The organism is Glaciecola nitratireducens FR1064, assembly GCF_000226565.1.
GTDB classification, from domain to species: domain Bacteria; phylum Pseudomonadota; class Gammaproteobacteria; order Enterobacterales; family Alteromonadaceae; genus Glaciecola; species Glaciecola nitratireducens.
The window spans coordinates 2,804,330-2,819,227 of record NC_016041.1; the positions used below are offsets into that span (position 1 = coordinate 2,804,330).

At 35.9% G+C, this 14,898-nt stretch carries 12 protein-coding genes; 3 read left to right on the top strand and 9 right to left on the bottom strand.

What is annotated here, in order from left to right; genetic code table 11:
* Positions 1–64 precede the first annotated feature (64 nt).
* The gene (locus GNIT_RS12100; RefSeq protein WP_014109514.1) at positions 65–808 is read right to left on the bottom strand and encodes a hypothetical protein; all 744 of its coding nucleotides are present in this window, start codon (positions 806–808) and stop codon (positions 65–67) included.
* Positions 809–1,256: 448 nt separating this feature from the next.
* The gene (locus GNIT_RS12105; RefSeq protein WP_014109515.1) at positions 1,257–2,225 is read right to left on the bottom strand and encodes a sulfotransferase domain-containing protein; all 969 of its coding nucleotides are present in this window, start codon (positions 2,223–2,225) and stop codon (positions 1,257–1,259) included.
* A 198-nt stretch (positions 2,226–2,423) separates the two neighbouring features.
* Here GNIT_RS12105 and GNIT_RS18555 point away from each other — a divergent pair, with 198 nt between their 5' ends.
* On the top strand, positions 2,424–2,645 hold the full coding sequence (locus GNIT_RS18555) for a transposase (protein WP_148261716.1): 222 nt from the start codon (positions 2,424–2,426) through the stop codon (positions 2,643–2,645).
* Positions 2,646–2,654: 9 nt separating this feature from the next.
* On the opposite strand, the gene tnpB is transcribed toward GNIT_RS18555, so the two are convergent.
* From tnpB to GNIT_RS12120, 3 genes are all read right to left on the bottom strand, one after another.
* Positions 2,655–2,969, bottom strand: a complete 315-nt coding sequence (gene tnpB, locus GNIT_RS12110; protein WP_014109516.1) for an IS66 family insertion sequence element accessory protein TnpB — start codon at positions 2,967–2,969, stop codon at positions 2,655–2,657.
* 291 nt (positions 2,970–3,260) lie between these two features.
* Positions 3,261–4,022, bottom strand: coding sequence for a glycosyltransferase family 2 protein (locus GNIT_RS12115; RefSeq protein ID WP_041246417.1), 762 nt, complete (start codon positions 4,020–4,022; stop codon positions 3,261–3,263).
* 68 nt (positions 4,023–4,090) lie between these two features.
* Positions 4,091–5,263, bottom strand: a complete 1,173-nt coding sequence (locus GNIT_RS12120; RefSeq protein WP_041246418.1) for a glycosyltransferase family protein — start codon at positions 5,261–5,263, stop codon at positions 4,091–4,093.
* A 1,036-nt stretch (positions 5,264–6,299) separates the two neighbouring features.
* On the opposite strand from GNIT_RS12120, the gene GNIT_RS12125 reads away from it, so the two are divergent.
* Positions 6,300–7,370 carry an acyltransferase family protein gene (locus GNIT_RS12125; RefSeq protein ID WP_014109521.1) on the top strand — a complete coding sequence of 357 codons (1,071 nt, stop codon included), beginning with the start codon at positions 6,300–6,302 and terminating at the stop codon, positions 7,368–7,370.
* Positions 7,371–7,524: 154 nt separating this feature from the next.
* Entirely contained in the window at positions 7,525–8,406 is an 882-nt protein-coding gene (locus GNIT_RS17715; RefSeq protein WP_238526894.1) for a glycosyltransferase family 2 protein, read from the top strand.
* A gap of 85 nt (positions 8,407–8,491) precedes the next feature.
* Here the strand turns inward: GNIT_RS17715 and GNIT_RS12135 are convergent, their stop codons facing one another.
* The 4 genes from GNIT_RS12135 to GNIT_RS12150 form a co-directional block, all read right to left on the bottom strand.
* A complete protein-coding gene (locus GNIT_RS12135) occupies positions 8,492–9,973 on the bottom strand; it encodes an oligosaccharide flippase family protein (protein ID WP_014109523.1) in 1,482 nt (493 codons plus the stop codon).
* Positions 9,974–10,160: 187 nt separating this feature from the next.
* Positions 10,161–12,563: a heparinase II/III family protein gene (locus tag GNIT_RS12140; RefSeq protein ID WP_014109524.1), complete on the bottom strand. Its 2,403-nt coding sequence runs from the start codon at positions 12,561–12,563 to the stop codon at positions 10,161–10,163.
* Positions 12,560–13,636: an acyltransferase family protein gene (locus GNIT_RS17720; RefSeq protein WP_014109525.1), complete on the bottom strand. Its 1,077-nt coding sequence runs from the start codon at positions 13,634–13,636 to the stop codon at positions 12,560–12,562. Before GNIT_RS17720 ends, GNIT_RS12140 begins: the two co-directional genes overlap by 4 nt.
* On the bottom strand, positions 13,605–14,897 hold the full coding sequence (locus tag GNIT_RS12150) for a putative O-glycosylation ligase, exosortase A system-associated (RefSeq protein ID WP_014109526.1): 1,293 nt from the start codon (positions 14,895–14,897) through the stop codon (positions 13,605–13,607). Before GNIT_RS12150 ends, GNIT_RS17720 begins: the two co-directional genes overlap by 32 nt.
* Between the last annotated feature and the right edge of the window lies 1 nt (position 14,898).

Genomic DNA, 14,898 nt, shown 5'->3' on the forward strand with positions numbered 1-14,898 from the left:
TTAGTGAAGTTGGATAATCCTAAAACCTCATTATAACTTCCCTCAACTGAATGATGGGGAGCTATTAAAACGGTTTTTCTTTTTGTTTCTTTTTTCTTTTTTGCTTATAACCATCCATTTTACAGTAGCCGACAAGTTTTGTATTTGTCCCATTAATTAATGAAAAACGTTTAAACTCATTTACATTATAATTCGTTTCGAGAAATACTTTCCAATATAGGCTATACATAGGTCTAGATATAAGAAAATCTCTGTCATAGATAGAACGAAAAAAACCATAATTTATCATTGCGGGAAGAATATTTAATTTAATCAAACTTTTCAGGTTATATTTATTATGAGATATGTCATATGGAGTTGGCAAAAATAATATATCTGCTAACTCACATATATTTGTATCGTCCTCTTTTTCTTCTACAGGAGCAACTTTGATTCTATCGCTAAACTCTTTTAATGCCTCAATGGTTCGTTTCTGATTTTCATTGGCATGTTCCAGTCCATACCTTAAGTCGGGAATGACTAAAAGATTCACATAAAAACTATTATTTTTGAGTAGGGATGCAAATAGAGGCTTACCTGGAAACATTGAAGGAGAATTAACCATGAAGGTAATGTTAACAGTTCGCCCATTACTAACCTTGTTTTTAATGCTGGCTTCAATCAGCCGATAGCTTTCTTGAGTGCTTTTAATATAGGAAATAGCATCAGCTTGCACAATATCTTTAGCTTTATAAGTAAATATTTTTATACCAGCAACGTAAATACATGTTCTAGCATTGGTTTCCAAACGTTTTTCGAATATCTTCATATAAATTTTTCCGTAAAACTAGGGCGTGTTAGTCTTTGTTGTAAATGAATCAAAAATCCACATTGGTAGCCACATAAAAATGTTCTATAACAGTTATAGACTGTATACATACCTGTATATCAAAGCTCAAATCAGTATGATCAGGAAATACCAAATTCTCTGTCTCGGAAATATACCAATCATCTAAAAATTTTAGCCTACCCTCGCGATAATCATTGATAACTAAGTCGCCTAGTGGCTATTTATTCTTAAGAAAAATTAATTTTAAAGACCTCCATGCTTTTACATATATCTCGACATTGGTTTACTTTAACAACTCAAATTTTAAACGGTTACTGAGTATAGGGCAAAGTAACAAAAACCGAGCACCTTTGAGATGGTTGAATAAGAATAATAAGTGAACTCGCTACTGTTCAAAAAAGATTAAGCTTTCTAGCGGGTAGGCAATTCATTTAAATTCGCGATATAACAAATCACTTTTTACTAATATCTTGTTTATATCATTAATTTGCCGGTCTGAAAGGTTTTCTTTCCACTTATCGAGCTGGCTTTTTGGTGACCGCATTACACCAAAGTAATCACCTTGTCTCTGCTCAGATAGCAGCATTTCTTGAATTAACTTCTCCGTTTGTGCAGACCATGGTATCTCCAATTTATGAAAGAGTGTTGTTAATTCATTTTTTACTTCTGCAGCCATTTTATCATAGGAGACAAAAAAGTAGTTTCGATGATTTGAGCAATTAGCAATGACGTGATGATTATGAACCATCCATTCATAGGTATATTGTGCTTCGATACTAAGAGTATTTAATTCCTTAAGTGAAATATCGAACAGATTATTACCGTAAGATTCAAATACGTCTTGATAATATGATGTATTCGGCATTAACCCTAAGTTCGCCCCCCTAAGTCTAGAGTCTACAACTGCAAAAGGGTTTCGCACCAAGTGTACAATTTTAAGGTCAGGGCTACCTTGAAGGAACAAGCTTGCTCGTGAAACAGAGTCAACAGACTTAGCTACTCGAATAATATCGCTATTAGAGTTCTCTACAGTTAGTACTCGAACACTATTGACTCCGATTTTTTCGAATAACTTTGATGAAAATACACTACTCCTAAATATAAACTCAGCGACCGAAGAGCGGTAGTTTTTCGGAAAAAAAGGTCTCTTACCATGTGTTTTGTTATGGCTATTGATAAAAAGCTGGTTGATATAACACTCCGCGTTACGAATAACTTCATCATTCTCGCTGTTACGGGGCAAATAAGGAATACCAGACTGTTTGTTTATTGAATCAGGCTCATGGAAATACATGACATCGGGGCAGCTATCGAAGAGTTTTGCTAACCATGTAGTGCCTGAGCGGCCGGACCCCAAAATTACGATCTTATTTTTCTGTTTTTGAATATTTCTCATTCAACTTTTCTCGCTCATCATTGGCTTTCGCCATAAAAGAAACTAGCAATTTTAGTTTATCCCGATTTTCCGAATGTAATGTTTATAAACGCTGTATGCTAACATTTTTTTGCAGCTGCCTTTTAGCGTGGGTTCCTCTAAAATCAGAATAGCCTTCATACAGTTTTCAATTTATATTAACTCTAGTGGAAAACGAAGATGAAAAAAAAACGTTTTAGCGAAAGCCAAATGATTAATATTTTAAAAGAAACCGAATCAGGTGCAATGATGCCTGACTTATGTCGATTACATGGTTGGAGCACCAACATCCCAATCCTCCAATTCTTGCACCTACTGTCTAACTACCCGACGAAGCTGAAGACTAACACGCCATACAAAACTTACCCCATTCGGTATTTATACAAACTAATCGAGTCATAAAGACAGCTGTCACAGAGGGTAGCCTCCTAACAACCAATTGAGCTGTTGTTCGCTCAATCTGATGTGATTCAGATCGTTCAACTTAGGCTGTTTGAACTTGTGTTTTTCGAGTCGTTTATGCAAAAGTGCAAGTCCAGTCGCTTCCCAGTAAAGTAATTTTGATTTATCTTGGTTTTTATCAATAAAGATAAATAGTGTGCCAGTGAAAGCATCAAGCTCAAGTTCCGTTTCCACAATATTCAGCAAGCCATTAATCGATTTTCTAAAATCGACCGCATCAATATGGAGGTAAATGTCGTCAGGTTGAGGAGGAGTGTATCCCATTGCTTACAGAAAATTAAAATATGGCCAAAGCTAAATTATGGCTATCCTTAAACAAAATGAAGGTGGTGTCTCTGATCCAGACTTATATCGTGAGCACGTAAACGTTCAAAATAGACCGTTCTTCCAATCTTAACCATACCCATTAAAATCTCGTCATTGATAAACACAGGAGATACTATCAATGCTCAGACGAAGCGCTGAAGAATGGCAAGACCTTATCGATACTCAACAAGCAAGTGATATGACTGTCGCAGAATTTTGACTCGCTCACCAGATTAATCAACTCACCTTTTATTTACAACGCAAAAAACGCAACAATCTAACTAAAGTGTTCTCAGGCATTATTTTTTTAGAATCATAAAACGATGTTTTGAAAAACTCCCTTACAGATTCATGATTATCACCTTGCCATTTTTGTAAAAATTGCCTAGCGCCTTCTTCTATACTCTCTTTGCGTTTCTCTCCAGCCGTTGCTCCGCATAGATGTTCCGCATTATACCTGTTTTTTACTAATCCAATGGTATAACCTTTTTTTATTGCTCTTAAACAATAATCATCGTCGCTGTAGTAACCTTTTTTAAACCGAGCATCTAATAAACCAACATTTTCACAAACGGCTCTTGTAATAAGGGCACATGAAAACTCAAGTTTATTAACTTCCATGTGACTTAGATCTTCAATATTTACATTACCAGCGCCAAAGTAACCTGTAATTCCATAGTGCTCAGTTGCATTAACTAATAGCTCCAACCAATTTCCACTAACTAGCATGTCATTATTAAATAACACTACACTTTGACAGTCGCTTTGCGACAAGGCAAACTCAAAACCTTTATTCGTTGTAATTAAGTAGCCCTGATTAGAAGGATTTTCAAGATACATTAAATCATTTTGAGCTCGCAAATATTGCGCGATGTCGTATGCGCTTCCGTCATTCACAACTACCATAGTAAAAGAAGGGTTTTCTCTAACACTTATTCGCAGTGACTCGATACAATTTTGGGTCATTTGCAGGTTATTGTAAACTGGTATAATAATGTAATGTTTTTTCATTTTATCTACTATTTAATGCTGACTTGATAGACTGTTCCTTGGAATATTATCTGGAATCAGTTGCTTTCTTACAACGAATTAGCTTTCTCAGATCTGTATCGAGACTTTAATGAAAACTCTATATTTTCGGCAGTACGCGCCAATTTAATATTTTGGATGTTTTTTTGCCACAGCGCCATATTTGATGATACTTTGGCAATCGCGGAAGAAAAGGTCTCAAGCATATTTTCTTTATTATCAAATAAAATACCGATTTCGCCATATTTATCTTGCATTGCCCTATAACTATTATTGTTTAGTATAAAAACCGGCTTAGCATTTGAAATCGCATCCAGCACGCTTCCACTAGCAACAAAATTATAACCCGTTGACACTGGTAAACAAATAATATCCATATCGGCAACTAATTTTACGTATTCATCTCTGGGCACAGAGCTCAAAGATGGAGCTCTTTCCAATGCATCGAAGTTGTCATCTGAGCTTCCTGATTCCTTTTGCCCAATTGCGTAAAATGTTACCACATTACTTTGATATCGTTTTGCAATATCTAAGAAGGTATTGAACCCTTTATTTTTGCTGCAATGCCCAACAAAACCAATTTTTATATTTGCTTGGTCAAACGGCTTCCCTGCGTTACAGTCACTAGCTAATATTGGATGTTCAAGTAGTCGGATGTTTTTTTTCAAATTTGGGTAAATCTCAAGTAATGACTCTCTTATGCCTAGTTCTAAAACAACAATGTTTAAATTATTCGGCATGTTCAAAGTTAAGCTTGTACGTAAATCAAACGCTTTAACAAAAGGATTTTTAGACCTCCAGTCAAAATTTGCACTCAAGTCGTTATGAAGGATTAAGTTAATATCGATTTCAACTTCGTGCTTATATAACTTCATCAAGTTGAGCAACAAAAACGAATTAAAACCCAAAAAACAATAGCTTTCCACTACATGATCTTTTGCTAATCTCTCGCAAGTTTTGATGGCTTTTCTAGCAGCTAAAGTTCCAAAAATGGGATTATGTAGTGACCCTTTCGTTAGGTATTTCATTTGCAAAATTGAATGAAAGCTAACATTATCTATGTCAGTCAAACGTCCCTTCAAGTTTTCTATATGTTCACCGTTTGCAGCGAATAATATTTTATGCATCGGGTAATTAGTGGCTACAACTCTAATGAATCCCTCATTGAACGGCAAATGCATATTTGCATGACTAAAAAAATCGCAAACGACTATCGTTTTCAAACTAACTTCTCCTCAGAATTCGGTCGATTAAACTTAAAAAAACAAAAGCTATTTAAAAGTCTATGCATTTAAGTGGTATTGTCAGCAATGGCACACAACGCGTGCAAATCGCTCAGATAAATGCATCAATTTATTTTGACTACATATTTTTTCAAACTTGCAATAAATTGTAACCCTTAGAAGCAGACCATAAAAGTCTTTAGTCAAAATTAGACTGAAATATTAAAAGAGCACTAGGAATAAAATTCCAAATTTACTTGTATATCAAAAATGATGCGGCGGTATGACATCCGAATTTTCATTGGGTTAATCATTCAAGTAGTCGAGCCCTTCATCATATCTAACAATTTAACTGTTATAGCACTAATTATCGCTAGGGTAGATTAAAATTTTTAGATGATTGGTATATTTCCGAGACAGAGTATTTGGTATTTTCTTACTTGACTAAAATATGAGTTTAATAATTACCGCTTAGTATCTCACTATCAAGATTTCAGTACTAATAGCCAGCTTACTCGTTCACATTAACGACAAGGATTTCTCTAATTTTTCCAACGCACCAAATGAGAAAACACAAAACCACCTAAAACTGCAGCTGTCGCAGAGGCTAGTAGATAACATTAGTCACAGAGGCTAGTAGATAACATTAATTTGTCCTATACTCAGAGCCGTTCATTTATGGGCAAGGTAATCACATGGAAACATCTCGTTTTAGGTAACTTTGGCTTTTTAGGTTTTATTGTGTTTTTTCGATTAGTTTTCTCTTGTTTTCGTCGTTTTGCAAAGTCATCGAAGAAAAGCCCTATTCCCTGAATCAAACAATTTGGCATGGTCGCGAAGTTGGCAATTGTAGGTTTCTTGATTGCTGGAGCCGCCCTGAGTGTTGCTTATAACTAAACAATACTTATGTTGATAGGTGTGTAGCGTATTCAGTAAAATTGAAAAAAAGAGAGTTAAACTACTCTCTTAAGATATTAAAACGTGGCGAGTAGAATAATTGTAGGCGCTATGCGATTCAACCATAGGCAATCTTAAAATGAACAATCAGTTTTCAATTTACCTGGATTTTTTGCGTTTCTCTGCTTCAGTCGTTGTATTTTTAAGCCACGTTACTATTATGGGCAACCCATTACTTTGGCGATTGGCAGTGTTCCCTGCGCATGAAGCTGTTGTATTGTTTTTTGTGTTGTCAGGCTACGTTATTGCGTATGTGGTTTATGATAGGCAAGAAACTCTAAAGAACTTTTTTGTAAACCGTTTTAGTCGGGTTTACTCCGTTGTTATTCCTTCAATTATAATCACAATTGTTAGTTACAATGTTTGTTTAATTTATAAGCCGCAGTTGTTAGATTGGTTCGCTGGGCAGCTTGCATCGCCTAGTTATAGCTTGTTTTCAGTTTTTTTTATGCTTCATCAAAGTTGGCAGCAGGTTATTTACTATACAAATGCGCCTATGTGGTCGATTGCGTTTGAAATGTTTTACTATGTATTATTTGCATGTATATTTTATTTAAAAGGTTTTAAGAGATTCTTATTCGCGAGTATTGTAATTATTGTAATGGGTCCTAATATTCTTTTTTACTTCCCGCTTTGGATGCTAGGAGTTGCTGCTTTTTTTATTAATAAAAAGAGAATGTTGAGTGTAAATAGATCGTTTTTATGTTTTATATTATCGATAGTCATGATTATTATTATTTTGCTGGATATAGGGGAAGCGTCTGCGTTATCTTTAACCCAAGCTATACTGCCAGCCAAGCTGTTAGCTTTATTCAATCCACAAACACAAAACATTGTTTATGATTACCTGTTCGGTTTAATCGTTGTTTTTCACTTCTGTAGTGCGTTCTCGTTATTTTCATATAAAGAGGTCGCTACCGAATATATGGGCAACCTTATTCGAAAAGCAGCAGGGTGCACATTTTCACTATATTTATATCACCTACCGTTATTATATGTAGTTACGGCTTTGGTATCGGCTCAAGACCAAAGTATTTTACATGCGATATTGGTTCTGGTGGTCTTGCCTATTGCAATGAATGTTTTAAGCTTATTCACTGAGCAACGAAAAGACATTTATAAGAAATTATTCTTAAAAGTGATAAATTAAGTAAACTAAAATGAGTAGGCTCTTCTAAAAAGCCTTAATCAAACTAGCAGTATATTTACAGTCACACTAAAATTATTAAAAGGCTATTATGATGTACCCTAGAGTAACTATAGTTTTATTAAATTGGAACAATATACATGATACCCTGAAGTGCTTGAGTTCACTTGAGAGTTTATCATATACAAACTTTAACGTTATCGTTGTTGACAACGGTTCAAATGATAAAGATAAGCAAACGTTAGTTACAATAGATAACATTAGATTAATTAGTCTCAAAAATAATTTGGGGTATGCTGGCGGTAACAACATTGCAATGCAGGAGGCATTTAAAAACGGTGCTGACTATGTTTGGGCATTGAATAATGATGCAGTAACTGAACACGACACTTTGTGTAAACTCATTGATGCAATAGGTAACAACAAAAATATAGGCTTAGCAAGCCCCGTTATAATGAGTATGAACGACAATACTGTGCAGCATGCAGTTACCTATTTTAACAAGGATACCAATACTATTGCAGAATCTTCATCGATTGACGACATCGACCATTCGACTGAAAGTCAAATAAATATGCTTTGGGGCACCGCTTTGATTATTAGCAAAGAATGCTATTTTAAGATTGGGGGCTTTCGTGAAGAGTACTTTGCGTATGTAGAAGATTCTGACCTGAGCATGCGAGCTTATAATGCAGGGTTTTCATCAAAGGTTATAAAGAATTCCAGGATATACCATAACGCACATGAAGGTGAGCGTCCGCCACACTATTACTATTACACTACACGAAACGGTATCAGATTTTGGTTTGCCTACTCCAGTCCACGCTATAAAGCATTAAAAAACACGATTTGGTTGATTAAAAATTCATCAACCCAGATACAGTCATTGACAAGCAAGAGTCTACCGTTACAGGTCGATGCTATTTATTTAGCCTATTGGCATTTATTCACGCAAAAAGATGGAGAGTTTAATAAAAAGACTTCTGCTCCCAAAGTATTTATTTTGTTAATAAAATTTTTATTAACAAAATTTGGATAACTGAATCGCCACTAGTAACCTAGACACTTCACTAGTTTCTGCTCATTCATTTAGGCTTTAATACCCAACATACAAATGCAGTCGTTCAGGCGGTATAACCGAAGTTTAATATTCTGTGTGCTTTTTCGGGTATCATCTGATTGACAAATTTACTTTTTAGGAAGTTGACCTGAATCAGGGCTATTAGAAGCAAGCAAGCTGAATATGCAAGTACTCCTACCCCAACTTGAATAAATAACTCCTCGAGTGCATTTCCCCCTAAGCTTTTACAAGCATCTATCGCAACATACATTATGGTTGAAGGAATTATTGGAATTATTAATATGATCGACATTTTAGTTAAAGATAAATCAGTCACTGCTTTTGCATGCATTAAACTAAACAAAAACATAAAAAAAGCTACTTGTAATCTTATATCTACAAACTCACTTAAGGTGTTTGGCACGAAATAGTATACAGAGACGATAAGCGTAAAAATTCCAATTACATCGATCAAAATTGATTGGCGAACTTTATTTTTAGCATCATAAAGTATGTTTAAAATTGGCTGCGTTGTAAACGGGAACATTAAGAATGCTAGCATCCCCAAAACAGAGTGCACATGAAGCCATTTCTCCCCTAAAACAATAGCAGTAAACGGGGCTGAAACCATATATGTCCCAATTGCTGCAGGTATAATGACTAAATACATTAAGAATAAAGCTTGAAAAGATTTTGTTTCAAGTTCTGCTGGCTTTCCTTTTAACTTTGACAGAGCGGAAAATACAGGTGCCATCGCGGGCCCAATTAGCTCTCCCAGTGGAAGCATTGAAAAGTTTTTTGCAACAGAAAACTCACCAGTGACACTTTTTCCAAAGCTTGAGCTGATAATAAATAAATCCATTTGTGCGCGCGCATAGCCTATGAAATTCCGAACAAAGAGGAACATTGAAAATGTCACCAATTCTCGGTCAAATTTTAATAAAAACTTAGGGCGGTAAGAGCACAATATGTAACTAGCTATCAAAAATACTATCGAGTTAATTAACAAGCCGGCTAGCATTGCAAAATAACTCTGGAAATAAAAAGCTGCAGATAGGGTTGCAGCAAATGAGAATACTTTAGCAAGCATTAGTATTTTATTTTTTATTGAAAAATTTAATTCTTTTTCTAACTTAACAAGACCTATATTATTAAATGCGCCAATTACTTGTATTGAGCCTAAAAAAATAAAAACAAACTGAAGCTCAGGGTTGTCAAAAAATTGAGCTATAAACGAGCTAGCTATAAGTAATGATAGAAATAATAAGATCCTTAAGCACACATTAAATGTCCATGCGCTGGAGTAATCCTGATGCGTTGGATCCTCTTTCAAAATAAGATAACGATTTACCCCTATATTTGCCAACACATCAAAAAAGCCAACGACCATCATGCCTATAGCTACAATACCAAAGTCATCACTATCTAGAATTCTTACTAATATGAGGGTACTTACAATACCGAAACTCCTTACAACTCCATTTGAAAGGAAGTTCCATAAATAAGCGGTCACAAGCAGCTTTGTGTCACTTGGTGAGTTAATCATAAAAAGAAATTCTTGATAGTAGACCAATCATAGTTATGCAGTATTAAGCATGCTTTGCGCATTTTAAGGCTAAATAGATATGGCATGTTATTTGAGCAATCCATATTTTAAGTGTAAAAAGTAATAATAAGAAAACATTTAAAAGAAAATTTGGTAAAGAACCCTAAAAAGAGTTTTTTATTACTCATTATTGACTTTTCGCTTTACGATTAATAATCGTAATACCCTCGGTATATGTTACATTTAGATTGTCTTCGTTTTCTTCGAATATCATTGCTTCTCCTGCTTTTTCAGAAACGAATACAATCGTGGTTGCGCCTTCTATGGAATCGATAACCTTCAAATTGTTGTGGTTATTTAATATTGACACGATCGCAAAATCTTCAACAATCCATAACTTAAAGTCAGTGGCGATTTTTATTAACTTAGGCACTTTAAAACTGCCAGGTCGTAAAATTGTCAATGACGAAGCTTTCTTACCGTTGATCGCAAACGGAATCTCTAATCGCCAATCTGATTTATCATTCCAAGGCTTTACTTCATAGCCTCCATCAAAATTGCTGCCAATAGGAGTATCTAAGCTCGGTGTATTTCTAACGAAATTTCGATACGTTGGCCCTCCAATTAACATAATGCCAAAGTCAATTGAACTAAGAGCAGCAACACTTAAGCTTGCATCACCTTGTTCAATAAAAAAATCACGTGAATTTGTCATCGTTATACCGTCATTAGATTTACCCAATCGCGTTACCTCGCTGCCAAAAAGCGTGGGGCGTTCGGAAAAAAAGATCACGTTAACTGAGGGGAGTTCAGTTGAAGTAGTTAAAACTTGATCGAATATTAGTACGCTATCTGCAGCAGAGATATAAGCAAAATTGCGAGTTACACGACTAACTTTGGTATCGTCCGAACTTGTTGAAAATTTAATGCTGTTATATGCGTTTGTTAGGTCAACGCTTAAACTAACATTGTTTTGACTATCAATCTCATACTTCAATAATTCAGCTTTATGATATTTGCCACTATCAAAGCTATCCTGCCAATCCTGGAAGCTTTTCACTGAACTTCCTAAGCCGATAGGTATTCGTTGTCCACCGTCCGCATTTTTGATGCTATATTGGCGACTAGGTTTAAAAGTTTCATTAGGATTCATTACTTTTATTGTATTTTTAGCAATAGAGCGAGAAGCAAAATACATCCTATTTTCTGTGTTCATGCCACTATACGCACTGGAATTCACAATCAATGGGGCATTTTTAAAAAGAGTGAAATGCCCAGCGTCATTATGTTGGTGATGCGTAAACATTTGGCTTGCTCGAAACTGAATAAAGGTATCTTTGGGGCCCCATCCACTTCGTATAACAACGTGATTACTATATCCCCTGCCGAATATTTCACTTAATGGTAGCAGGTGACTCAAGGGCTCGAGCGTTACATCCTTATTCCCCATAATGTTTAAATTTTCCGAAAACCACATGTCCGACGCAATAATAGGAAGGTACATTTTATAGCCTCGCCAATATGCGCGCGAACCAAAACGCTGCACTAACAAACTTGCATACGAGTCTATTTCAGGAGAATTGGTAACAAGAGCGAGATAGTCGATAACTTTTGACGTTTCGTCTTTTAGATCTACTCTAGGGCCTTCGTCCCCCCAACCTTGTATTGTCCAGTCTGGACGAGTATTGTAAATATGCCACAACCCAATCCTTTGCTGTAAAACCTCAATGTCTTTTGTTGATTGTATGTTATCTACTACCGCATACTTAAAAGCCTCGAGCGCCATAACTATAGGGAGAGCTCTTGAATTTATCCAGTAATTATAGCCCTCGGGCCAAATTTCGACTTTTTTCAATGCCTGGTAAAAATCTTGATAATGACCAACCGCACGCGAAACTAGTGCCTTGTTTTCTAAAGAAGATCCGTCTAATTGGCTAGCTAAAATAATCGCGTTTGACGCAAGTACAGAGCGCCCATGAAAAAGAGATGCGCTGTCGCCATCTAGCTTGCTCAAATAACTGCCTAGCATGTTTCGAAGGATGCTTTGTAGCGTTTCTTCATTATCCTTCGATATGTCAAAGCTGTATTTCAAGAGTTCATAAGCAATAACGAAAGTAAGAGCATTACCGTACGAACCAACTTCTCTTGGCACTTCAAATGAATAATTAAGAACTAAGTTCAAAAAAACTGATTCCTCTATTTCACCTTCAATCGAACAGTAATAGACAATAAGCAACTTAAACTGGTTTGCGTTATCGCATGAGTACCCCATAGCTCGTTGTTTTTTTAAAATAGACAATCTATCTAAAAAATAACGTTTAACACTCGGTTGGTTCATACTACTTAAAAAAGGGAATAACTTTGATTCATTCGAATTCTGCCAGTAAGTATTCCCATACGTATTTTCATATTGTTTTTCGTAACTAATAAGTCGTTGCTGTTCCTCAACCACACCCAACTTCACTGCAGACTTATTCACAACTTCGTAGAGCGTATAATTATAGTGCCGCATTAAAAAGCCAATAGCACCGCCCGCAACAAGCGAAAGTAAAATAAATATAACTAATAAAAAAATCGAAATTTTCTTCATCGAGTCTTTTCAGCCCTGTTAACAAACTTGTTAATTAGAAATTTCTGAGATTTTTTTTCAACATATTGAAAACACAAGTGACTCAGTACTATTAGCAAAGCAAAGTATAAAACTATCCAAATCAATGGCGTTTGTCCTTCTGGTAAAAACATCTTCATTACATCCCTAAGCAAATAATGCAGCATGTAAACTGAAAAGCTAATATCACCTAGCCAACGCAAGGGGACTGGAACTTTGATATTATATGAAACCTCAAGCAAGGCGCAGAGCAACACGAGTATTGCAGATGCTAGCGCGATTACAACAAACTCAGGAATCCTAAAATAATAGGAACACAAAACCACTAAAACAAACAACGCAGCCAAATTAGAACAAATTAAACCTCGCTCAGAAGAGACTAACATCAATCTGTGATAAATATTCCACGTTAGTATTCCAATGAAAAACTCCAATGCACATCGAGTCACGCCGCTTAAAGGTAATCCATCGTCTATTGATGTAAAGTCCATCGTGTGGAAGTAGAATGCTAACAAAGCACAACTAAACAAAACGCTGATAAGCAAACCAAAAAAACCTTTTAATGGCTTTACAAGTAAAAGCATTAAAGGAAACAAGCAGTAAGATAGAAATTCAACACTAATAGACCAAGAAGGTATATTCCAGGTCAAGGTACTTACAAAGCCCCAGCTATTTACTAAAAACAGGTTAGCAACAAAACTACCAACAGAAAACCTATTCAAATCAACTTCGCGACCGGTAGCGTAAAAGGCTAAAGGGATAATCAAATACAATAGCAACACAAAAACATGCAAAGGATAAATTCTTGCAATTCGCTTAACGATAAAATCTCTAAACCGTGCTTTCTTGCTCAAAAACGCCTGCTGATAACTTAGCGCTATTACGAAACCACTAAGAATAAAAAACAAATCAACAGCTAGGTAACCTACCGAAAAGAAACTAATTAAACTGGAGTGGAGATGTTCATCAAGACGACCACCAATATGGTAAAAAACCACCCACAAGGCGGCAAATCCTCGAATACTAGTGAGCAGATCTAAACTTTGTTTTTTCAAGCGTAGATTTCTCCAAAATTGAATAGTGTGAAATGGTAAGTGCTATTATCGTAAAGATTAGAGGCTGATACGCGATACTGATAAAAGCGCCTCCAACGCAGAATATAATAATAGCGTGGTTCATGTGCATAGCTAAATCTTTCGACCAATCATCATAAACAGTTGAACGCATTATTTTACGATTGGTCATAAAAGCAAGGAAAAGCATAAAAAAGTAAATGAAAAAACCACCATAACCCTGTTCACCCAACAGCTGAAAGTAAATACTGTGGTAGGCTTTTGAGTTTGACAGATAAAAGTCCTCAGTATACTTGTTTAATTGCCCTTTATTGGCAATAAAAGACCAAAACCCGCCCCCCATAATTGGTTTAGTGGCAACGTAATCTATAGTCCACTTCCAAACTACCACGCGCCCCATTGCCGAACTTTCCTCACTTACGTTCTCCATTGTTCCCATTCGCTCTTTCCATGAATCAGGTGCAAAGTAGATAAAAGCAATAGCGCAAATAATCAAGACAGGAATAATCTTTAAAATATTTTTTGGTTTAATAAAATAAATAGCAATATATGCCGCAAGCGCCACCAGACCAGTTCTAGCAGACGTGCCAATGACGGTGCCCAAACATAATATGAGCGCGCCATACCATAGGTAATTTTTACCCTGCAGTTGAGTTATTAAAGTGATGTGCTTTTTTAAGAAAAAAATGATTGGCATCGCCACAACTGCGAATGTAGCGAGTGTTGAACTCTCTGCCATCCCAGAGTTTCCTCCGCCAACAATCAAAGTATTGCCATAACCTCCGCCGCCAGTAAGAGTTTTGGCACCCGCTGAAATTATGTAAAAGCTCAAGGAAGAAATAAGTACAAGTATCATAAATTCAAGTTGCTTCCGTGTTTGTATTACAAATAACAAAAAGAACGCCATCAACACGGTTTTAAATGTAGTATCCCAAACTACCCAAGCAATGAAAGGAAATTGCGCATTATAAGTGGATAACGTGATCCAAACCGCAAACAGCACTAAAAAGAAGGGCACTGCTTTTTGATGTGGCACTGATAATTTACGAAAACCTAAAACTAAGCTGATAAAGCACACTAGCGCCATGTATAAGGAGAGTGACTTGCCAGCCAAAAAACCAAAAACAATGGTTTGTGGGGCCATTGTGTTAACCCATAAATAACCAGCAAAAGAAATATAGGGGCGAATTAGGCCAAAAATAGTAAATAAAATAAATACACCTAGTATCAAAAAATCAGTCACG

Coding starts and splice junctions, on each gene's coding strand:
- GNIT_RS12100 (WP_014109514.1), bottom strand. CDS start 808: ATGAAGATATTCGAAAAACGTTTGGAAACCAATGCTAGAACATGTATT.
- GNIT_RS12105 (WP_014109515.1), bottom strand. CDS start 2,225: ATGAGAAATATTCAAAAACAGAAAAATAAGATCGTAATTTTGGGGTCC.
- GNIT_RS18555 (WP_148261716.1), top strand. CDS start 2,424: ATGAAAAAAAAACGTTTTAGCGAAAGCCAAATGATTAATATTTTAAAA.
- tnpB (WP_014109516.1), bottom strand. CDS start 2,969: ATGGGATACACTCCTCCTCAACCTGACGACATTTACCTCCATATTGAT.
- GNIT_RS12115 (WP_041246417.1), bottom strand. CDS start 4,022: ATGAAAAAACATTACATTATTATACCAGTTTACAATAACCTGCAAATG.
- GNIT_RS12125 (WP_014109521.1), top strand. CDS start 6,300: ATGAACAATCAGTTTTCAATTTACCTGGATTTTTTGCGTTTCTCTGCT.
- GNIT_RS12135 (WP_014109523.1), bottom strand. CDS start 9,973: ATGATTAACTCACCAAGTGACACAAAGCTGCTTGTGACCGCTTATTTA.
- GNIT_RS12140 (WP_014109524.1), bottom strand. CDS start 12,563: ATGAAGAAAATTTCGATTTTTTTATTAGTTATATTTATTTTACTTTCG.